15 protein-coding genes are annotated in these 21,972 nt (G+C 52.1%); 4 read left to right on the top strand and 11 right to left on the bottom strand.

Annotated features, from left to right (window positions below):
• Nucleotides 1-109: 109 nt before the first annotated feature.
• Nucleotides 110-2,914 carry an outer membrane beta-barrel family protein gene (locus CRP01_RS05265; protein ID WP_099148964.1) on the top strand — a complete coding sequence of 935 codons (2,805 nt, stop codon included), beginning with the start codon at nucleotides 110-112 and terminating at the stop codon, nucleotides 2,912-2,914.
• Between the two features lie 103 nt (nucleotides 2,915-3,017).
• Here CRP01_RS05265 and CRP01_RS05260 read toward each other — a convergent pair whose 3' ends face one another.
• The gene (locus tag CRP01_RS05260; protein ID WP_099148963.1) at nucleotides 3,018-3,578 is read right to left on the bottom strand and encodes a hypothetical protein; all 561 of its coding nucleotides are present in this window, start codon (nucleotides 3,576-3,578) and stop codon (nucleotides 3,018-3,020) included.
• A gap of 123 nt (nucleotides 3,579-3,701) precedes the next feature.
• Here CRP01_RS05260 and CRP01_RS05255 point away from each other — a divergent pair, with 123 nt between their 5' ends.
• Nucleotides 3,702-5,453: an alpha/beta hydrolase-fold protein gene (locus tag CRP01_RS05255; RefSeq protein ID WP_099148962.1), complete on the top strand. Its 1,752-nt coding sequence runs from the start codon at nucleotides 3,702-3,704 to the stop codon at nucleotides 5,451-5,453.
• 15 nt (nucleotides 5,454-5,468) lie between these two features.
• On the opposite strand, the gene CRP01_RS05250 is transcribed toward CRP01_RS05255, so the two are convergent.
• The 3 genes from CRP01_RS05250 to CRP01_RS05240 all read right to left on the bottom strand — a co-directional run bounded on the left by CRP01_RS05250 (nucleotide 5,469) and on the right by CRP01_RS05240 (nucleotide 8,052).
• Nucleotides 5,469-6,188, bottom strand: a complete 720-nt coding sequence (locus CRP01_RS05250) for an SDR family oxidoreductase (protein WP_099148961.1) — start codon at nucleotides 6,186-6,188, stop codon at nucleotides 5,469-5,471.
• 177 nt (nucleotides 6,189-6,365) lie between these two features.
• Nucleotides 6,366-6,947: an RNA polymerase sigma factor gene (locus CRP01_RS05245; RefSeq protein ID WP_099148960.1), complete on the bottom strand. Its 582-nt coding sequence runs from the start codon at nucleotides 6,945-6,947 to the stop codon at nucleotides 6,366-6,368.
• 337 nt (nucleotides 6,948-7,284) lie between these two features.
• Nucleotides 7,285-8,052, bottom strand: coding sequence for a DJ-1/PfpI family protein (locus CRP01_RS05240; RefSeq protein WP_099148959.1), 768 nt, complete (start codon nucleotides 8,050-8,052; stop codon nucleotides 7,285-7,287).
• A 69-nt stretch (nucleotides 8,053-8,121) separates the two neighbouring features.
• Between CRP01_RS05240 and CRP01_RS05235 the strand changes: the two genes are divergently transcribed.
• A complete protein-coding gene (locus CRP01_RS05235) occupies nucleotides 8,122-8,487 on the top strand; it encodes a hypothetical protein (protein WP_143473279.1) in 366 nt (121 codons plus the stop codon).
• 658 nt (nucleotides 8,488-9,145) lie between these two features.
• Here the strand turns inward: CRP01_RS05235 and CRP01_RS05230 are convergent.
• The 3 genes from CRP01_RS05230 to CRP01_RS05220 form a co-directional block, all read right to left on the bottom strand.
• Nucleotides 9,146-13,885: a T9SS type B sorting domain-containing protein gene (locus CRP01_RS05230; protein WP_170110234.1), complete on the bottom strand. Its 4,740-nt coding sequence runs from the start codon at nucleotides 13,883-13,885 to the stop codon at nucleotides 9,146-9,148.
• 501 nt (nucleotides 13,886-14,386) lie between these two features.
• On the bottom strand, nucleotides 14,387-16,732 hold the full coding sequence (locus CRP01_RS05225; RefSeq protein ID WP_170110233.1) for a T9SS type B sorting domain-containing protein: 2,346 nt from the start codon (nucleotides 16,730-16,732) through the stop codon (nucleotides 14,387-14,389).
• A gap of 293 nt (nucleotides 16,733-17,025) precedes the next feature.
• Complete coding sequence (locus CRP01_RS05220) at nucleotides 17,026-17,358, bottom strand: tetratricopeptide repeat protein (protein ID WP_099148955.1); 333 nt, start codon at nucleotides 17,356-17,358, stop codon at nucleotides 17,026-17,028.
• 77 nt (nucleotides 17,359-17,435) lie between these two features.
• Here CRP01_RS05220 and CRP01_RS05215 point away from each other — a divergent pair, with 77 nt between their 5' ends.
• Nucleotides 17,436-17,831 carry a hypothetical protein gene (locus tag CRP01_RS05215; RefSeq protein WP_099148954.1) on the top strand — a complete coding sequence of 132 codons (396 nt, stop codon included), beginning with the start codon at nucleotides 17,436-17,438 and terminating at the stop codon, nucleotides 17,829-17,831.
• Nucleotides 17,832-18,118: 287 nt separating this feature from the next.
• Here CRP01_RS05215 and truB read toward each other — a convergent pair whose 3' ends face one another.
• From truB to purB, 4 genes are all read right to left on the bottom strand, one after another.
• Nucleotides 18,119-18,829 carry a tRNA pseudouridine(55) synthase TruB gene (truB, locus tag CRP01_RS05210; RefSeq protein ID WP_099148953.1) on the bottom strand — a complete coding sequence of 237 codons (711 nt, stop codon included), beginning with the start codon at nucleotides 18,827-18,829 and terminating at the stop codon, nucleotides 18,119-18,121.
• A 15-nt stretch (nucleotides 18,830-18,844) separates the two neighbouring features.
• The gene (locus CRP01_RS05205; protein WP_099148952.1) at nucleotides 18,845-19,645 is read right to left on the bottom strand and encodes an undecaprenyl-diphosphate phosphatase; all 801 of its coding nucleotides are present in this window, start codon (nucleotides 19,643-19,645) and stop codon (nucleotides 18,845-18,847) included.
• Between the two features lie 144 nt (nucleotides 19,646-19,789).
• Nucleotides 19,790-20,110: a DUF3098 domain-containing protein gene (locus CRP01_RS05200; protein ID WP_099148951.1), complete on the bottom strand. Its 321-nt coding sequence runs from the start codon at nucleotides 20,108-20,110 to the stop codon at nucleotides 19,790-19,792.
• Between the two features lie 124 nt (nucleotides 20,111-20,234).
• Nucleotides 20,235-21,566 carry an adenylosuccinate lyase gene (gene purB, locus CRP01_RS05195; RefSeq protein WP_099148950.1) on the bottom strand — a complete coding sequence of 444 codons (1,332 nt, stop codon included), beginning with the start codon at nucleotides 21,564-21,566 and terminating at the stop codon, nucleotides 20,235-20,237.
• Nucleotides 21,567-21,972: the final 406 nt, after the last annotated feature.

Here is a 21,972-nt window from a genome sequence, read left to right as displayed (position 1 = left end):
ACAAACATAGTGTTTCGGTCCGGAAGCCGATTAACGTTCATTAACCTTACATCAAGGTCACTTAACCTGCTTACTGGATCTGAGCCCCTAGATTTGTGATCAAAAAGATATGCGCCCGATATTTTTACTCCTACTGCTCACCTTATTCAGTTCGGCATTAGTTGCCCAGTCGCCCCGGCAGTTTGATCTGCAGGCCAGGGTTACGGACGCGGCCGATGACTCTCCGTTGATCTCCGCGACGGTCATGTTGCTGAGTGTGCAGGATTCTTCCCTGATCAGTTTTGGCCGGACCGAAGACGACGGCAGCTTTCAACTCAAAGGTCTGCTCAACGATCAGGCTTACCTGTTGCGATTGACCTACCTGGGCTACCAGACGCTGGATGTGCCATTGCCTTTCCCCGTAGACCGGGAAAAACTGGATCTGGGAAATTTGAAAATGGGTACCCAGAGTGCGCTACTGGATGAAGTGATCGTCCAGGAAGAGCATATTCCCGTTCGGATCAATAAGGATACCATTGAATACAACGCCCGGGCTTTCAAGACCCAACCCAACGCTCCGGTGGAAGACCTGCTCAAAAAGCTGCCCGGCATGGAAGTCGACCGCGAGGGGAACATCCGGGCCCAGGGAGAACGGGTAGAACAGGTCATGGTGGATGGAAAGGAGTTTTTCGGGCGTGATCCCAAAGCCGCTACCCGGAACCTGCCGGCCGAAGCGGTGGATAAGGTCCAGGTCTACGACAAAAAATCCGACCAGGCGGAATTTTCCGGGGTCGATGATGGTTCCCGGCAAAAGACGGTCAATCTGGAACTGAAGAATGATTTCAAGAAAGGGGCCTTTGGTTCGGCGGAAGCCGGCTACGGCACCGAAGATCGCTTCAACCTGAAAGGCAGTCTCAACCGCTTTACACCCAAGCAGCAGCTGTCGCTGATCGCCATGGGGAATAATATCAACCGGCAGGGCTTTTCGATCAACGATTATATGCAGTTCTCCGGGGCCATGCGGCGGATGATGTCCGGCGGGGGTGGTACCATGCAACTGACCTTCAATTCGGACGAAATGGATTTCCCCATCGACTTCGGTTCAAACACCGGTTTTACCACTACCTGGGCGGGCGGGCTCAATTTTAATCACGACTGGAAAAACGGCAGTGAACTGAACGGCAGTTATGTATTCGATCACCTGGACCGGGATACGGAAACCACTACCCTACGGGAAAACTACCTGCCCACGGGCACCCTCCGGTCGGAGGATGAGACTTTTGACAATAATCTGCGACAGGGACATCGCTTCAATATCGGACTGGAACGAGAACTGGATACACTCAACCAGATCCGCTGGGACCTGCGCCTGAACAGCACCAAAAACGAACGCCTGGTGGAGGGCAGCGGACGGACCCTGGATGCTGCCAATACACTGCAAAACGAAAGTGAACGCTACCAGCAATTGCAGGGGCAAAGACGGAATGTCGACTCGGAATTCCTGTTCCGCCACCGCTTTAAGGCCCCGGGCCGAAGCCTCACCGCCGGACTGAATTTCAACCTGGGCGATAATGTGCGCCAGGCGGATATTCGCTCCTGGAACCGCTATTACCACAGTGATCAGATCTCGCTGGATTCCATTATGCAGGAACAGTCAACGAACAGTGAAAACCTGGGCTACGGGCTGAACCTTACCCATATCGAACCGCTTGGCAAACGCCGCTACCTGGAGTTCTCCTACTACTACAATCACCTCACCAATCGACTGGACCGGGAAGTGCTGGACCTGGAGGACGGAACCGGCCGGCGAAACGAAGGTCTGAGTAATGCTTACCAAAATGACTACGATTACCATCGCCTGGGCGCCCAGTTCCGCCTGAATCGCCGTCGTTTTAACTTCATGTCCGGCGTCCACCGGCAGGAATCCCGTCTGCTGGGTAGGCTGATGCTACCGGACGGCGAGATCCGCCGCAAGTTCGGTAACTGGTTGCCGGTGCTGCAGTTTAATTTTGAACCCATCAGTGGTAAGAACCTGCGTTTTGACTACCGGACTTCCATCCGCGAACCGGATATCCAGCAACTGCAACCCCTACTCGATAATACCGATCCGCTGAACCTGTACATCGGAAATCCCGACCTGCAGGCCGCCTACGAACACAATTTGTCGCTCTCCTATCTGTCTTTTAATCAGGTGAGTATGAGTAATATCTTTGCTTTTGTCAATTTCCGCTATGCGAAAAATGCCATCAGTACCGCGCAGACGATCGACGAGCAGTTTCGTCGCACCTTACAGCCGGTGAATGTGGACAATGACTACGAGTTTAACGCGAACCTGTCCTACGGTTTTCGCATCCGGCCGATCAAAAGTCGCTTTGAATTAAGAGGAGAAACCCGTCTGGGGCGGAGCATTAACCTGCTCAACGAAACGCCCAATCAGACTTATCGCTTACTGCTGTCGCCCCAGATCCGCTGGAGTTTCACCGGGAACGAAAAACTGGAGCCCTACCTGGAAGTGGCCTGGGATAATAATCGGATCCGGTATACCGGACAGTCGGAGGTTACCCAGAACTACAGCAACCTTAACTACCAGGCCGGACTGGATGCGGATCTGCCCGCCCGCTTTACTTTTTCTACTTCCTTTGATCTCAATAACTACTATTGGTCCGACCGGGATGCGCAAAGCGTGCCGATCTGGAATCTGAGCCTGTCGCGCTTTCTGTTGAAGGGAGACCGCGGGGAACTGAAATTTTCCGTATTTGACCTCTTGAATAAGAATCTCGGCATCGACCGTTACGCCAGTTTAAGCTTCTTTCAGGAACAGCGTATCCGATCGCTGGGGCGGTATTTTATGCTGAGTTTTACCTACGCCATCCGGCAACAGGGGGGAGCCCACGTGCGCATGAGCGGCGGTATGCGGGTGATGCGTCGGAGATAATTTTAGCATAAAGCGGAAAAAGCCCTTTTCAAAACGAAGGGCCGGCAGGTTTACGATAGAAACCTGCCGGCCCTTTTGCCGTATTTGCTGGGGAGACCCTGCTTTACACCTGAGCCAGAAAACTCGACGTCATAATGGCGTTGAGGTAGCGATCGTAGGCGTGCTGCAGTAGTTCTTCCAGGCAGAGCGCGATCAGGGCATCACGGACTTCTCCGGAATGGTTTTTGAGCTGGATCACTCCACCTTTGACCTGCCCGCTGACGATTACCTGCTGGTTGCCGTTCACGTATTCGAAGACACCGCTGTTGCCTTTGGCCTTTTTGCGGGTGAATTTCTCGTGGTTCATCAGGAAGATCTCGCTTCGGTCCTGGTTGGTTTTGAGCAGCGTTTCTCCCTTTTCGTTCAAAATATTGATGCTGCCGCAGGATTCTATAAGTTGGTAGGAATTTTCGTTTATCTTCAGGTTCTTGACCTTTTGGTAAGACCGTCTCGTTTTCTTTCCCTTGGTAGCGATCCTGATCTCGTCCGGCCCGTTATCGGATTTTAGGGTAATGACAACGTCCGTGTCCCATTGGCTGGCGTTTATTTTTCCACTGCTGAATCCCTGGCCGAATGTCGTATAAGAACCTAATAAAATCAAGAGGGGGATCAGTGCGGTTTTCATAAGGTGGATTTTAAAAGGTGATCAACTAAAAAGTTTTTTAAAATTACGATTTTTTTAGTTGCATCCAAAGCTATACGGCCGGCCTTCGGGATTTCTATCCTTATAAAACGAAAAAACCAACATATGAACCCGCAAAACAAGTTAATCCGGTTCGGATACCGCCGGAAGCAAGGTGTCCGACTGCTCATCCTCCCGCTTTGCTTCCTGGTGAGCAGCCTGTTACCGGCACAGGAATCGGTGCCCAGTTCCAATTCGGAAAATTATCCCAGTGGCCGGATCGAAGGTCCCTTTTCCTGGAAAAGCCGGATCTATCCCGGTACGGAAAGAGATTACTGGATCTACGTGCCGGCCCAGTACGATCCGGATAAACCGGCCTGCTCCATGATCGTACAGGACGGTCTGGGCCGGGCCCGGGGCTGGGGACTTCCGGAAACCCTCGATTCCCTGACCCACGCCGGAAAACTGCCGCCCATTTTAGGTATCTTCGTTGATCACGGTAAGGTAGCCGCGGAAGGGGAGGGGCGCTTCCCTCGCTTCAACCGGAGTTTTGAATACGATGGAATGGGCGATCGCTACGCGCGTTTCCTGCTGGAGGAACTGATCCCGGAAGTAGAGCGCACTTACCATCTCAGCCGGGACCCCAACGATCGCTGCATCGCCGGGGCGAGTTCCGGGGCTATTTGTGCGTTCAACGCGGCCTGGGAGCGGCCGGACGCTTTTCACCGGGTATTGAGTACGATCGGTACTTACGTCGGACTCCGGGGAGGAGATGAATTTGCTACGCTGGTCCGGAAATCGGAGCCCAAACCGCTGCGCGTCTTTCTGGAAGACGGCAACCAGGATCTGAATATTTACGCCGGAGACTGGTGGATGGCGAATCAGGATATGTTATCCGCGCTCACCTGGGCGGGGTACGAAGTGGAACACATCTGGGGAACGGAAGGTCACAACAGTCGCGGGGCAAAAAAGATCCTGCCCGAAGCCTTGCTGTGGTTGTGGAAAGATTATCCGCAGCCGGTAGCAACCCACCCGGAGCAATACAAAGGTCTTGCACTCATGCTACCCGATGAACCCTGGCGGGAAATCACGGGACCGGAATTTCAACCCGACCGGCTGGCTGTAGACAGTACCGGCAGTGTGTACTTTACGGATACCGAAAAAAAGGCCCTCTATAGCCTGGATAATCTGGGTAAGCCAAAACTCGAATACGAGCTGGGTTTCACTCCGGGTGGATTGGCTTTTGCCGGAGACGGACGCCTGTATATCACTGATCTGGATCACGGGCAGATCAAAGCGTTTTCCTCCGGAAGCGAATCGGAACTGATTTTATCGAATGTGGAGGCCGGTCACCTGTTGCTCAGCCGCTGGGGACTTTATTTTACCGATACTGGAAAGTCGCGTATTGCTTACTACAGTTTTGATACCCGGCAACTCACCTATGTGGAATTGCCCGGTCGTCCCGTCGGCCTAAGCCTTTCGGCCGATCAGACCTTTCTGGATGTGAGTCTGGCCGATCAGGTGCGGGGATACTCTTTTAAGGTCACGGCGGAGGGCCATCTGGCCTACGGCCAGCCCTATATTCACTACCATATCCCGTACGGACAGCCTACAGCCAACACCACGGCCATCACGGTGGACGCGGAGAACCGGACCTACACCGCTTCGGATCTGGGAATCCAGGTAGCTGATCAGTTGGGCAGGATCAATTTTATCTTTTCCAAAGTGGGACAAACTCAATCGGACGTGAAATTTGGCGGGCGCGATCTGGATACGTTGTACCTGATCAGCGACGGTACTCTATACCGCAGGAAAATACAGGCTAAAGGCGTATTGCCCTGGAAAGCGGCCGTCCAGCCTCCACGTCCGAGAATGTGACCGGGAGTGACGAAATTACTTTTTCCCGGGTTGGGAAGGTCTGACCTCCACCTTACTCGGTAGGGTACGCGGGTGCATTTTCAACAGATCGATGGTGATCTGGCCGAGGTCTTCGGGCTGGATCTTCCAACCGTCCGCTTCGTTGGGCGTATGACCGTTGAAATAGGTCGCCACCGAACCCGGCATAATAGTCGTGGTTTTGATGCCGTAATCCCGCAGGTCCAGCATGACGGCCTGGGTAAAGCCGACGAGGCCAAATTTACTGGCGTTGTAGGCGGACCCTTTGGCGAAGAAATTCGTGCCGGCCAGACTGGCAACGGTAATGATGTACCCTTCGGAAGCCTTCAGGGCATCCACGGCGGCTTTGATACTGTAAAAAACGCCGGTCAAATTAGTATCGATGGTGGCATCCCACTGTTCGGGGGTGAGCTCTTCGATCGAGGCGAAATGGCCCACGCCCGCATTGGCGATGAGCACGTCCAGCTGGCCCCATTTATCGAGCACGATCTTCACGGCCTGCATCTGGGCTTCGTAATCCCGCACGTCGGCGGAAATACCCAATGCTTCTCCGCTCCCGATCTTAAACAGTTCATCGACGGCTTCATTAGCGGCATTCTGGCTGCGACTGGTGATGGCTACCCGCATTCCTTCGGCCATCATGGCTTCGGCTATTCCTAATCCGATCCCTTTACTCCCTCCGGTAATGAGGGCTACTTTGTTCTTTAAATTTTCCATGCAGTGAAAACAGGATTGCCCGGAGAATTGTTTGGGCGAAACGGAACTTCCGGCGAGCTATTTTCGAATGGGGTAGAAGTGTAGTGCTAACCCGATCTTCTGGCGATGCATAACAAAAAACGGCCTTGAAGTAAAACTCCAAGGCCGCAGTTGGTGTATAGATGAGAAAAGACTTACTTACTGAAGGATCACCTCCTTTTCTTCGATCATTTTCCGGATATTGATCAGAGCGTAACGCATCCGGCCCAAAGCCGTGTTGATGCTTACTCTGGTCAATTTGGCGATCTCTTTGAAACTCATGTCCGCGTAGTGGCGCAGGATCACTACCTCTCTTTGCTCAGGAGGCAGCATATCCACCAGTTGGCGTACTTTTTCGTGTGTCTGGCTGCGGATAATAGACTGCTCGGCATTATCATCCGTCATAGGCAGCACGTCGAAGATATCAAAAGTCTCAGTTGGCGACACCTGGGGGCGACGCTTGTTGCGGCGGAAATAATCCACACACATATTGTAAGCAATACGCATGGCCCACTGCAGGAATTTACCCTCGTGGTTGTATTTACCTTTGCGTAAGGTATCGATAATCTTGATAAAAACTTCCTGGAAAATGTCTTCGGCTAAAGATTGATCTTTGACAAAGAGATAGATCGAAGTGTAGATTTTTTGTCTGTGACGTCCGAGCAATTCTTCGAATGAACGTTCATCACCTTTCAAATAGCGAGCGATAAGCTGCTGGTCATTAAGCATAGTAACTTGCATAACTAAATAATTATAATTCGTTAATGGGATCTGTGTAAGAATTATTTAGTGTAGAAGTTACTTTCTATAGACAACAATTTTAGTTAGAAATGAAATATACGTGTTCACTTATCGTTGGTAAAGATAAAATCAAGATGAGCAAACGACCAAGCTTATTTCCATTTTTTTTCAAACCTTAACATAATATTAACGAACAATGCAAAATAAATGTGAACTAAATTTCAAATAAGCCCATTAATCACATTTATTTTAAGAGAAATCTGGAATTTCTACTCCTCTTTTTGCTCAAAAATAAAATAATATTTCATTTACGGGAAACCGGCTTTTTCTTTTCTTCTCAATGATCTGCTTTCCCGGTCAATTCCTTTCCCACCACCAGATGCGGTACCTGCTCCAGATCCCAGTCGATCACCAGCCCTCCGGCCAGTCGACGGGCGACGGCGGCACCGTACAGCAATTCGCAAAGGTAAAGCGAAGCCTCAAACGATTTCGCGCCCCCGGCCGAAGTGATGTATTTCCCATCGTGCACAAATAAGACGTCCTTTCTAACGTCAAGTAACGGAAACATCTCCCGCATTTGATCAATATCGGAAGGAAAAGTAGTGGAGACGGACTCCTCCAGTAAACCGGCCTGGGCCAGTACAAAGGCGCCGTCGCAATGGGAGGTAACGTACAGGGCCTCCGAGTCGGCCTTCCTGACAAAATCCAGCATCGCTTCGTCTTCCAGGTCGGTATCCAGATGGTGCTCGGCGCTGGGAACGACCAGGATATCGATCCGGGGCAGACTGTCCTGCAGATAGTTGTAATCCGGTAATAATCGGATACCCTCAAAAGTCGTGATCGGATCGAGAGTGTTCGCTACCAGAAAGGTATTCATCGCCCGGATGCTGTCCCGAAAAATAGTGTGTTGATAGATATCAAAAGGAGCGGTCAGTTCGGTGTTGTAAACGCCGTCCATAATGAGAAAGGCCACATTGTAACGCCCTTCCACGAGCTGGTTGCGTGGGTTGAGGTTGGCAGGCGTTTCCGTGGCATTTTCCGAAGCACCGCAGGCCTGGAACAGCGCCGCCGTGATCAGAAATAAAAATATTCTGGGTAAAGACATTGATCTAGCTTTGCTACAAAAATAGACGTACTTTCGAAACTTTCGCTCCCAAAACCAAAAGCATTGAATATGAAATTGATGATACCGCTTTGCTTGTGTCTTGTTCTGGCGTGCAACGCGCAGCAAAATACCATGGTGAAAAGTAAAGCAAGAACTACGGAAATGAAAGCCCAGGCGGCCACAGTCGAGACGCACGTGATCAGTCGGGGCCGTTTTCAGTATCTACTGGTCGTACCCGATGGACCCCATGCCGGTAAATACCTGCCGGAAACAACCCTGCCCGACCAGTACTGCCGGGACAAACTGCAGGTAGTGATCGACGCCACTGTTCTCGATGAAAAAGGTATGGTTTACAAACCGGGACCAACCGATATCCCGGAGGAGGACTTTGAGGTGCCAAAGATCCGGGTGGAGGAGATCCGGATGAAGGAGTAAAAGAAGGAACTGTTTTAAACTTATTCATCTGGACTGTGGCCTAAAGTCTTGAATCTCCTGGACTTCAGCTTTTTCTCGTTCCGTACTTTCCCCCGGTACGGGCCCGTATGGGCAGTACGAAACTCAAAAAGCGCTTCGCCAGTAAATCCAATACTTTGGCCTCATCGGCAGACAATAAGTTTAAACCAGTTCAAGCATAGATATTCTCACTTTGCACGTTACCGGGTTTATTTCAATAGGGCGGAGTGGGAGATTGGGAGAAGGGGAGAAAGCAATTTCTAGGTCCGCGTAATTTTCTGGTTACTTTATCTTGCTCATTTAGTACAGAGGATAACCCCCAATTTCGGATAACGACTGTAGGTAACTGATTATCAATGGTAACTACGGTGAGTATTGTTGGCAAATTGCGGGTTACAGGTTAGCCAACCCGTAACCCGCAATGCCTTGAGATCCATTCGATTATTTAATCTATGTGGCGATGTGACTTAGGTAGAGGAGGGTATAGCGTAGAGGGATTACCTATCGTTAAAATGGAGCAAAATCACTCATTTTAACGGTTGCAGTATCTCTACGCTTTACCATCTACTCTCTTCAATTCAAGTTTCGAAATTTAAATCATTTAGAATAAGACCAAAAAATCGGTATAACCCCTTCAAATCTATCTCAGCAACGCAACATCCCCACTGATCTGCACGCGTTCCCCACTGGCGAGTTCCAGCTCGGCCCAGTAGATGTACACGCCGGTCGGCTGGGCCAGACTGCGGGTATTGCCGTCCCAACCCGCTCCGGGATCATTAGGCGCAAAATTCTGATTGGCAAATACCTGTTTCCCCCAACGGTTGTAGACCTGGAACTGGATCACCTGCTGTACGGTATGGTCTGACTGCAGGTAGAAAATATCGTTGTTCCCGTCTTCATTCGGTGAGAATGCGGTCGGAGCGAAGGTGTTGGTATACTTATTCACGACGATCAGCAGCCGGTCGCTGACCTTACAACCGTTCACATCCGTGATCTCCACCCCGTAGGAAGAAGTGATCAGCGGATAGATCATCTGGCTCAGGGAACCTCCCGGCCCGCTACCCGGATTCGGCAACCAGTTGATGGTGGCGATCTGTTCCATGGGAATATTGATCAGTGCGGTCAGATTCACACTGTCTCCCAGTGTCACGGAAGCCTGATCCGCTCCCAGATCAGTGGTGAGTTTCACGGCCAGTTCTACCGGCGTTGCTATATCGAGCAATAAGGTCGCATTACAGCCGTCACTGCTACTCACCTGCAGGTCGTAGCTGCCCGCCGTCAGGTTGCCGAAGGCCGACCGGGTTCCCTGATCGGTTCCGTTCAGCATAAATGAATAGGGGGCCTGCCCGCCCAGGATACTATCCACAATGATCATCCCGTCCTGAGAACCGTAGCAGGATACGGGAACGATCGTCGCGTAGGGCGAGATCATTCCCGGGGAAGCAGAAACGCTAACTTCATCCGTAGCGCTACAACCGGTCGCCGGATTGGTGACCAGCAGCGTGTAACTTCCGGCACTACTCACATCGGTAATCGCTTCGTTGGGATCGGTAAGGGCATTCCCGCTCGGTCCGGACCACTGGTAATTCATACCGGGAGTGGTCAGGTTGCTGCCCAGACTGGCAATGTTGAACTGACAATCCAGACTGAGATCCGGCCCGGCATTGGCTACCGGACTATCCAGAACATTTACTTCCAGATCTACCGTTCCGTCCGGACAGGAGTTGGCACTAGCCGTAGTATACTGGAACCGGTAAAGGCCGGCAGCTAATTCTCCTCCGAGGAGTGCGCCATTTGAAATGTCAAATCCGCTACCGGGATTTTCGGGCCCGGACTGGAAAGTCCACTGTCCGCCGGCCTGACTGCCGGTGAAGAGGCTGCTCAGTTGGATCAAGGTATCCGTCCCCTCGCAAAAGTCGGGGAATATGCTTTGCGGTTCACTTGTTGCCGGGCTATCGAGGGTGACCGAAAGCGGGTCCGGCAGATTCACCGCGCAAGTAGCATTGCCCGGCAAACCGGCGCTGGTTACGGAAAAAGTACTATTCCCGCTAAGGTCAAAACTCAGGGTACTTCCATTAGTGATCCCGCTGTAAGAAGTCGTCTGCCCGTCCTGCATGATCTCCACATCGAAACCGCCGCTTCCGGCGCCCTGCGTGGTAAAACTGATCTCCAGGGGTGTCCCGCTGCAGACCGCTGCGGGTGCCGTCCAGTTCACACTCAGATTATCACAGGAACCACTGCTGCAGCTCGCACTGGCGGAACTGTTCCGGCAGGGAAAAACATCGTCCATGGACTGGACTTCGATGGAAACCGCCGTTTCGGGATCCAGCCCTGTGATGACAAAACTGGTATCGCTGGTGCGGGTACCGGTGCCCGGTCCGGTGTAGAGAACTTCCTGGCGCGTTGCATCTCCGGCTGCCCAGGAAAAACGCACTTCATCCAGTCCGTTCTCACAGGTAATCACGGGAACGGAAAGCGGCGCAAGTACTTCCAGACTTTGCTCGAAGAAATCGGATCCGCAGCCGGATTCCGTTACGGTCAGACTAATATTTTGTATGCCGGCCTGATCGAAGGTCACTTCGTGCGGGCCGGGGCCGGTGAGATTGGACAAGGACCATACGAAATTGGCATTGGCGGTGGCCCGGCCCGTGTAGGTGACGGTGGCCATTTCCCCCGGGCAAACTACAGATGTCACCGTGAAATCTGCGGTCGGCTGCGATTGAACGGTCACGTCCACTGCATCACTAAATGTACAGCCTTCTTCTGTATAGGTAGCGGTGATGGTGTAAGTCTGTCCGGCCATAGCGGGGCCCACCGTCCATCGGCGATCGGTGTCGGAAACACCATCACCACTGAATACGAGGGTACCCGTTCCGATTCCCGATACGACGTTTGCATCGAGCAGGAAACTGGTATCCTGTTCGCCGATACAAAAGACACTTCCGGGCAACAGATCCCGGTCGATATTTACCGTCACATCGTGACAACCTAGGGCCATACAGCTCATTTCCGAGCGGCTGTCAACGCAGGCACCACTGTTCTCCAGAATGACTGCGATCTCAACCGTTTGTCCCGGAGCCAGGCCGGTGAAAACGATACTGGTGTCGGAGGTCCGGTTACCGGCATCTCCTTCCAGCACTTCTACGATATATTCCAGGGCGCCGGGTACGGGATCCCAGGTGAAGAGGATCTGGTCGATGCCGGCTTCACAACTGATGACGGGTTCCGGGAGGGCAGATTGCACCTGAATGGTACGGGTAACCTGAGCGGACCGGCACTGCCCGTTGGTGATGATCAGTCCGATCTGTTGATTGCCCGGTGTGGTCCAGTTTAGATCGTGCGGGCCGGGACCGACCAGACTGGCATCGGAAACGCCATTGATCTTCCAGTCGAATGTGGCACCGGCCGGGAAAGACCCGTTGGCCGTGATGGTGGTCGGTTCGGTAATGCAGGTGGTCGCATCCAGATCAAAATCAGCAACCGGCACTTCCAGAGCCTCTACCTGTATACTATCCTCGTAGCTACAATTGCCTTCCTGAAAGCGGGCGTAGAGCGCGACGGTCTGACCGGCCATCGAGGCATCGGGTGTCCATACTGATCCGGATACTCCCGGACCACTCCAGCTCAAACTCCCACTACCGTCCCCTCCGGAAATATTCGCAGTAAGGGATACGGGGGAAGGATTGGCTCCGGCGCAAACCGGCGAGATGGGATCAATAGAAATGGTAACTTCCGGACAGGTAATGGGCACACAGGAGGCCGTGACGGTGGTGGTGTTACACAGCCCGGCGCCATTGGTCGTTACTTCTATGGTGACGTTTTCGTTGGGCGAAAGCCCGCTGACCTCGTAGGAAGTAGTACTGATGCGCGTTCCGTTCGGGCCTTCGATCACCCGGACATCAAAAGTCGCCCCGGAAATATCCTGCCAGCTAAAGCGGACGCTGGTCGGACCGGCATCACAATCGATCATTGCTGCCTCGGGAGCGGACTGCACATTGACGAAGCGAAAAACGGGTTCCGAGACGCAGGCTCCGACCTGCATCATCAGGCTGACCGTTTTGGTACCACTGGTACTCCAGCTGAGGTCGGCCGTTCCGGTAGCCGGATCGCCGGTGACGGTAGCGTCACCAAAATCCCAGATCAGGGTGGTATCGGAATCCGGTCCCAGCGGACCGAAGGTGAAATTAGCGGTGATGGCCTCCATTTCGCAGGTGGTTGCCGGGATCGTAAAATCCGCAATGGGTGGAGGGATCAGTTCAAAGGAAACGCTGTCCCGGACGGTACAGGTAGCCGATTGGAACTCTACGTACACCCAATTGGTTTGTCCGGCCATCGTCGGGTCCACGACGATCCGGGGTTGGGTGGGATCAAATACGCCGGCTCCCGACCAGGTCAGGGTGCTGGGGGTGAGCGTATCGTACAGGATATAGTTCACATCTACGGTATCCGTCAGGCCGCCGCTGACACAGACCTTTTCGATGGGTTCGATATCGATCAGATCTCCGTCACAGGTAATGGAAGAACAAATGGGTTCGATATAATTACCGTCGCAGGTATTTTCACTGGTTGTGACCAGCCTTACCTGTACGAACTGCCCCGGCATCAGATCATCAATGGTGTATTTATCCTCGATGGTATCGGCTACTCCATTCGGGCCGCTGATCACGAAAACTACCGTTGCACTGGAGTTCGGTGGATCTTCCCATTCGTAGACGACACTTTCCAGCGTATTGTCACAGGCAACGACCGGCGTGTCGATCACCGGATCCAGCACTACCTGTTGGATAATGGGCTGGGAAAGGCAACCGTACTGCTCGAACTGCAACTGGATGAGTTTGCTGCCGGGGGAGGTCCAATTGACATGCAGGGAATCCGGTCCGCCTTTTTCCACGGCGGTGCCGCCGGCCAGGTCCCAGACCAGATTGGTGTTGGTCTTGTCGTAATTGCTGAGTACCCGCAAAATGGAAAAACTATCCTGACACAGGTGGCCGGCCTGTTCGGAACTGGCCAGAAAGTTCGGTGGGGCCAGTTTGGAATACAGGAAGGTGGTAGAATCCTTATAGGTACAACTCCCCTCGGTATAGGTAAAATAGACTTTTTGTTGTCCGGGAATGGCAAAGGTGGTTCGGAAGAAACCGGCGGAAGTATTGGTGATGTTTTGACCACTCCATTGTCCGGTACCGGTGCCATCGCCACCGACTACCTCTACTTCGAGATCGATCAGACTGTTGTTGGAATCAAAACAGACTACCGGCGGGACATCGAAGATAATCTGAATATCGGGGCAGTTACTCTGGGCGGATAATAGGCTGGAGGAATAGACTATTAAAACGAAACCCACCAATACGGAACTGCTCCTCCGTAGAAGGTGCTTCAGCAAGACCATGATTTGTTGTTATTACAGTGTTTGTTCTAAAAAATAGCTCTAAACCGTGCTCATGTGTTTATTTGATATTGGGTGAATGAGGACTGGTTTAGAAGTTTCGCTTTAGTACGGAGGAATAAAAGGGAATGTTAGAAGCCTATACAGAAACCGTTTTTGCAGTCGAAAACAGTCAATTTAGGGCGCTCACCAGGTTATTTTCGAGTTTCGTAGGTACGCTACGGAATGGGGAAATTACAAAGTGAGTTGCCTGAAATGACCATCTGAAGACCGTGGGGGAGGTTTTTGGATGGGCTCTTAATTAGCTTAGGCCGGTCAGAAATTTTTTCAAGTCGTAAATATATCGGCCAAAATACATATTTTTTTTTTCCTGTAATTAAGGTGCGCCGGATTTTTGTGCAAAGGAAGTATTTATACTGGTCGGGCGGAAATGCGAACTGCCGGTGGAAAGGTACATTTTCCACCAGCAGTTCACTGTATTTTCAATAAATCTAAAGGCTAGTAGATCACGGCAATTTCGCCGCTTTGGATGTATTCTTCTCCGTTGGGCAGTTCCAGTTCCAGGGAATAGACCACCACACTGCTGGGGATGCGCGTGCCGCGATAATAACCGTCCCAGCCGGCTCCCGGATCGTTGGGCGAAAAGTCCTTTTTCTGGAAAACGACAGTTCCCCAGCGGTCGACCACCTGCATCTGGCGAATGCGGATACCCTCGCCGGCATTGATGAAGAAACGATCGTTTACACCATCTTCATTCGGAGAGAACGCATTGGGGACGTAAAGGTCGATATTCTGTTTTACCTGTAGTGTCAGGCGATCGGTGGCCTTGCAGCCGTTCACGTCCGTTACCTCCACGAAGTAGGTGGTGGAACGGGTCGGCCGGACGGTCACGAGGGTACAATCTGTACAGTTCGGTTCGGGAGTCCATTTGATCTCGGCCACCGGATTGTTGATCACTGCTTCGAGCTGGATGCTGTCGCCGAGATTGACGGTCGGGTCATCCGTGATGATCATCACCTGTAACTGACCGGGAGCGTCGATCACCACGTCGAACTCCTCGTTACAGCCGGCGGCATCCATGATGGTTACGCGGTAGTTGCCGGGGGCCAGATTACCGAATTGCGGATTGCTGGAGAAGGGGTTATCATTGAGCGCGTACAAGTAGGGCGCGGTTCCACCGTCGGTGCCTTCAATGATGATGCTGCCGTCATTCGTATCGAAACAACTGGCGTCCAAAGCGGAGATGGTGGCATTGATGGTGTTATTGATCACATCGCTGATCATAACTTCATCTTCTCCCTGGCAACTGGCGGTATTATCGGAGACGACCAGGCGGTAGGTACCCGCCGTATTTACCGTAAGCTGCGGATCGGTGCCCAGTGTAGCGCCACTCTGGTCCGTCCAGCTGTAGGAATAGTTCGGATTGGGGGTGATACCCGCTCCCAGGACCAGTTCGGTTTCATCACATTTGAAGGAACGATCGTCTCCCAGATCTACGGCTGGAGGCGGATCGATGACCACCCGGACTTCATTCTCACTGACCCCGCAGGCACTGTTGCTACCGACGGCGTAGTTAAAGGAGTAGTTACCGGCGGTTAGGGATGAAACGCGCAGTTCGGAGGTATTGGGATCGAACGAGTTGGCAGAACCACCTCCCAGAGAGGTTTCCGTCCAGATCCCTCCCGCATCTTCTCCCTGCAGTTCATCCTGGAGGATAAGCACTACATCGGACCCTTCGCAAAAGCGCAGGCTGGGTCCCGGTGCGCCGGCGTAAGGGGCGTCCAGCACTTCCACCATCTGTTCGTCGCTCTCCTGGCAACTACCTTCGGTAATGGAATAGCGCAGGGTATACTGGCCGGCATCCGTTTTGGAAGGATCCAGTGAAGCTACCGTCTGCCCGTCCAGCGTCCAGGTCCCACCCGGAGTGGTCTCCGGACTGAGCAGTTCATCGAGCAGGATGATCTCGTCATTCTGACAAAGCGGACCCGGATTGTTCCAGGTGGTATTGAGGTCGAGCACGGTAAAGGTGATGGTATCGGTGGTTTCACACAATTCCCGAAAGGCGATATCGTCGATCGCAAAGTCATTCCCGGCGGGCGTCAAATTTACGTTCACCACACAGATCTCCACGTCGCTACTGGTTGGAGCGGTCCACTGGGCCGAAAATTCGTCCCAGGTACAGAGATTGGTGGAGGCGTTAAACTGGCTACCCAGCAATTCACCGCCAATGGAAAACTGCAAACGGGCAGGGTTCTGATCGTTCACGGAAGTCACCCAGGCGGAAAAGTCGTAGCTGGTTCCCTGATTGACCGTTACGGTCTGGCACCAGAAGTTATCTTCCATACCGGAGGCATTGACGATCATCATCTGGCCGTTTCCGGTAGTATGGTCGGTACAAGCGGCAAAGCGGTTGTGAACGTCGCCGGCATTATCATCAATGGCGTACTGCCCTTCGGCCGTCAGCAGGCCGGAAGATCCGCCGGTACCGTAGACATAATCACTCGTAAAGCCCGTATCGCCCTGCGAGAAATCTCCGTTGGTGATCAGATCGACGCTGGAGCGACTGCGTACGGTGATGGTGTAGGTAATGGTCGTATCAACGGTAGCCTGGGTAACGGCCAGGTTGGGATTGACAATTCCACTGACCGGCGCCCAGCTGAGGTCCAGAAAATCGCCGGTGACCAGCGCATTGAGGTTGACGGTCTGGCCGCCCTCGCAGAAAGTCTGATCCGCTCCGGCATCCACGGTTACGTCGCAGCCCGCCTGGGCACCGAGCCACGCCGGCGTACCGAAAACCAAAAAGATCACACCGATAATCATTGAAATAACTCTACTACGTACCATAAGGAGTTGTGTTTGCTGTCCTTGATTTTGCATTTTCATATTGAATCCCCGCCGGGAACCGCCCACGGGTTTGGGTGATACCGAAAATGCCAGTTGGTTTTCCACCAGCAGGCTTCCGTATACCAGATTAAGGTGTAGCCTTGATCACAGTGCTAAGATCCGGAGATAACACCTGCCGGATGAGCTATGAGAGTAGTAGATTAGAATTGCTGTAGCGGGGCAAAAATAAACAATATTTGGGATTATAAAAGATCGATCCCGTCCGCCGGCTGTCGCGATCTGCCGTTCGGAAATCAGCCTTGCTCGAAATCATCCTCATCCCCCAGGATCAGTCGCGCACCCGCCAGTTCGGAAAGGGCGTGCTGATCGCCGGCCCGGCGGGCGATATCCATACCCTGGGTGTAGATCCGGAAGGCTTTGGCGGGCTCGGCCTTGCGTTCCCATAATTTGCCGAGGTGGTAGTAAAGGCCTACGTAGGCTGCGTTTTCCTCCCGGAGTTTTTCGAAATAGGTGAGGGCCCGGTCATCGTCGCCCATCTTTTCGTATTCCTTGGCGATGGCGAAGAGAATGAAGTTATCTCCCGGGTTTTCCCCGAGGAAATGCAGTAATTTTTCCAGACGATCCATTTATTCGGCGCTTTAGTGGTTTTGTGCAATAATAAGAAGCCTGCGTGCGTTTTGGCAAGGAAATTTTAAACATATTTATGAGGAACATATTTGGTTTAAGCATACTCTTCCTTGCCGGTGTCGGTTTATCCGGTTTCCAGATGGCAGCAGAAATGCCTTTACCACCTTTTTCGGGTACCTGGCAGGGGGTAAGCTACGAAGAGTCCTCCATTTTTATCGAATTTTCTCCCGAAGGCTACTACCGGCTACGCGTTGGTGGCAACGAACTGACAGAAAATGTGGAAAGCTGGGGAGAGGTCAAATACGAGTGGGGCCAGGAGAAAGATCGCTATCTGATTACGATATTCGGCGAGAAGGAACCCGAGATGACCACCCACCTGGAAGCGGTGATGACCGAAGAGGGTTTGCTGCAGTTGCGGGTATTTTCAGAAAATGGGAACCAGGTGAGCAGTATTCTGTTGAAAAAAGTGTAATTTCATCATAGTGTCATAATTACACTGAAAAAACCTCCTTTTTCAAAAAAAGTAAGCAAATTCTTGACGTTTATGTGGATTTTATCTTAAATTGCACTCGTTAAATTTAGTATTTCTTGATAATTTAGAATTAAAACAGACTCCAGTAAACCATCAAGAAATTCTAATCTTTACATCAGAGAGAGCGCGTTTTTAGGGGCCCTGTTCCGTTTCGGAATCAGGGCACTTTTTTTTCTCCCACCTCGCCAATGGAATTTCCACCACTTTAAGAACTGATAGTCTGTACGTTACTCCTGCAACTTTTCGATGAGATCTTCGAGATCCCAGGCCCGTTCGATGGGGTAATCCCCGATGCGGGTACGCCGCAATGCGATCAGGTGAGCCCCGCTGTTTGCGGCTTTGCCCAGATCATGGGCGAGCGAACGAATGTAGGTGCCTTTGCTGCAGTGCACCCGAAAATCCACTTCGGGAAGTTCGACCCGGGTGAATTCCAGATCGTAGATATGCACATCGCGGGCTTTGATCTCCACGGTCTCACCCCGGCGGGCGCGCTTGTAGAGCGGCTGTCCGTCTACCTTGATGGCGGAAAAAATGGGCGGTACCTGCTCGATATCTCCCAGAAACTGCTGCCGCGCCGATTCCAGTAATTCCGGCGTAATGTGGTCGATGGGAAATCGTTCGTCGATGTCGGTCTCCGCGTCGAAGGAAGGTGTGGAGCCACCGAAAAATATGGTGCCGGTATACTCTTTGGACAGTCCCTGCAGGTCATGCAGGGTCTTGGTCGCTTTGCCCGTGCAGATGATGAGCAGACCGGTCGCCATGGGGTCCAGGGTACCGGCATGACCCACTTTGATCTTTTTTACTTCCAGCCGTTTGCGCAGGGTATAACGGATCTTGTTGACGACGTCAAAGGAGGTCCAGTCCTTGGGTTTATCAACCAGGAGGGTGGCTCCGGCCAGAAAATCGTAGCCGGAGATCTGCTGTTCTTCACTGCTCATAAGATCGAAAGAGAATTACTGATTACTGATGAAATAGGCGGCAGCCACTGCGGCCACTATCCAACAATATACTGAAAAATAGCGGAGCTTACTGTCTTTGACCAGCCGGATCATCCAGATACAGGCCAGCATACCGGTGAGGAAAGCGGCAATAAAACCTACAATCAGTGGCAGGGCCTGAACGGAACTTTCACTCAGGCTGCCGTCCATAATATCCTTGGCCATTTTCCCCAGAATGAGGGGCACCACCATGAGAAAAGAAAAACGGGCGGCCTTTTCCCGGTCGATCCCCAGTAATACGGAAGTGGAGATCGTGGCCCCGGAGCGGGAGATACCGGGCAGGATGGCGATAGCCTGGGAAATACCGATAATGAGCGCATCGCGGTAACTGACCTTCTTATCGGTCACCTTTGCCCGATCCGCGAGCAGCAGCAAGAGACCGGTGATGACCAGCATTGCGCTCACCAGGAGGATGCGACGGTCAAAAAGCATTTCTATCTCGCTTTCCAATAGTACACCCACCAGCGCGGCCGGGATCATGGAGAGGATGATCTTCAGGGAAAAGATCTTCTCTTCGTTCCATTCTTTTTGGAAAAGGCCGAGAATGATCCGGGCAATGTCCTTGCGGAAAACAATGATCGTACTGAGTGCCGTGGCGGCGTGCAGGCTCACGGTCATCAGCATACTTTGTTCGGCCAGGCTCGTATCGCCCAGGATGTATTTGGCTATTTCCAGATGTCCACTACTGCTAACGGGAAGAAATTCGGTTAGTCCCTGGATGATGCCCAGAACAATAGAGCGCAGGGTTGACTCCATATCAGGTATAACAATTTAACGGATGAGCAAAAGGACCATAATGCCGGGAGAAAAGCGCGAAGTGGGTGGGGTAGGAGGCTGACCAACTCTCTGTCCATCAGCCTGTTCGTTCGCTTTTGTCCCGTCAGATGCCCTTATACCGGATTACTTGAAAATGGCGTAGATCTCCACTCCCAGACCGGCCAGGATAACGATGGGAGCCAATACGGTCCGGCGGAAACTATAGATCACATTCGGATCCCACTCGTTGGGGTTGTCCATTGCACCACCGCTCATCAGCAGCAGGCCCAGAGCGACCAGAACGGCTCCCAGACCCATCAACATAAAGTGCTGCTTGTTGAACAGCAGGGTTGAAGGCGTTGTCTGATTGCTTGCTTTGCTGCGGGAAACGGTAGGCCTTACTTTCGTTTTTTCCTTGGAAGTAGTAACGACTACTTTCTTCTTTGGCGGTTTATGTTTACTCATTTTTTCTTTTTTGCGGCTCAAAGATAGCTATTGTGACCAAGAATCGTCCCGGAAGACGATTTTTTTCGCATTGTCTTTAGCGGCTTAGGGTTGCGTTAACCTTTATCCGCCGGAAGCGTCCGGATCATCGACCCACGAAATTGTGGGGAGTGATGCGTTTCATTTCCTCTTTGATCGATTGTTGAACGGATAACTCATCGATAAAATTATGGATGTCCGCTTTGGTTACCGAAGCTTTTCCACGCGTCAGCGCTTTCAGGGCTTCGTAGGGCTGGTCGTACCCTTCCCGGCGGAGAATGGTCTGGATCGCCTCGGCGACCACCATCCAGTTGTTTTCCAGATCGGCTTCGATCTTCGCCGCATTCAGCAGGAGTTTACCCAGTCCTTTCCGAATGGATTGCAGGGCAATGACGGTATGGCCCACCGGCACCCCGATGTTGCGGAGTACGGTGCTGTCCGTGAGGTCGCGCTGGAGGCGGGATACCGGAAGCTTATCGGCCAGGAAACCAAATAGCGCGTTGGCGATCCCAAGATTACCCTCGGCATTTTCGAAATCGATAGGGTTTACTTTATGTGGCATGGCCGAAGAACCGATCTCACCGGCTACAGTTTTTTGCTTGAAATAATCCATGGAGATATAGGTCCAGATATCCCGGCACAGGTCGATCAGAATGGTATTGATACGCTGCAGGTTGTGGAAAAGCGCCGCCATCTGGTCGTAATGTTCGATCTGGGTGGTCGGGAAAGACCGTTTGAGCCCGAGATAGTCATTAACAAAGCGGTCGGCAAAGGCGTGCCAGTCCTGATCGGGATAGGCCACAAAATGGGCATTGAGATTACCGGTAGCTCCGCCGAATTTGGCCCGGTGTTCCAGTTCCTGCAACTGTCCGAGCTGAACGAGTATCCTTTCCAGAAATACCGCAAACTCCTTGCCGAGTCGGGTAGGAGAGGCGGGCTGCCCGTGGGTGCGGGCCAGCATGGATACGTCCTGCCACTGCTGCACCAGCTGACCGAGATCGGTATTGACTTCCTCCAGCAGCGGTACGTACACTTCGTTGATGGCATCTTTCAGCAGCCAGGGCGTGGCCGTGTTATTGATATCCTGGGAGGTAAGGCCGAAGTGAACGAATTCTTTAAAAGTAGCCAGGGCCAGACGATCAAATTCTCGCTTGATGAAGTATTCCACCGCCTTCACATCGTGATTGGTGGTCTTTTCGATCTCCTTCACTTCCGACAATTCTTCCGGACCGAGTTCCTCGGCCCAGGCCAGCAGCTGTCCTACTTTTTCGGCGGGTACCTCCTCGAGTTGGGGCAACGGCAGATCCACCAGCGCCTGGAAGTACAGCAATTCGACCTTTATCCGGTATTTGATCAATGCGTATTCGGAAAAATAATTGCTCAAAGCGGCCGTCTTGGAAGCGTACCGTCCGTCTATCGGTGAAATTGCGGTTAACATGCGTGCTATTTTTCCGGCAAAAGTAATACAATGATTTAATTAATGGTAGGTAAGTGGCCGGCCAATCATCATCCTGGCCCCCGGGGCTGTACCCTCATTACAAAATATAAAGGTGGGAAAGGTCAAAAGGTATTGACCGGAAACAAGCGGACGATCATCCCATTCAAACCCTTTTTAGCGGGCAGTAGAAGGTAGTCTTTCCAAGATTACGTAGCGGTGTCCGAAGATCTATCGGGTACGTTTACCGGAGGCGGGATCGGGTTAGCAAAGCATAATTGGAGGATGCTGCATAATATAAAGAAAAGGTACCGTTCTCCAGAAAAACCCACCCCTCGTATTAACAAATGATCCTATGATCAATTGGGCTTAACCGTTTTCTACGTTTTACCTACCATCCCTGCCTAGA

This window comes from Flavilitoribacter nigricans DSM 23189 = NBRC 102662, assembly GCF_002646595.1.
GTDB lineage: Bacteria > Bacteroidota > Bacteroidia > Chitinophagales > Saprospiraceae > Flavilitoribacter > Flavilitoribacter nigricans.
This window is presented reverse-complemented; position numbering and strand designations above follow the sequence as displayed.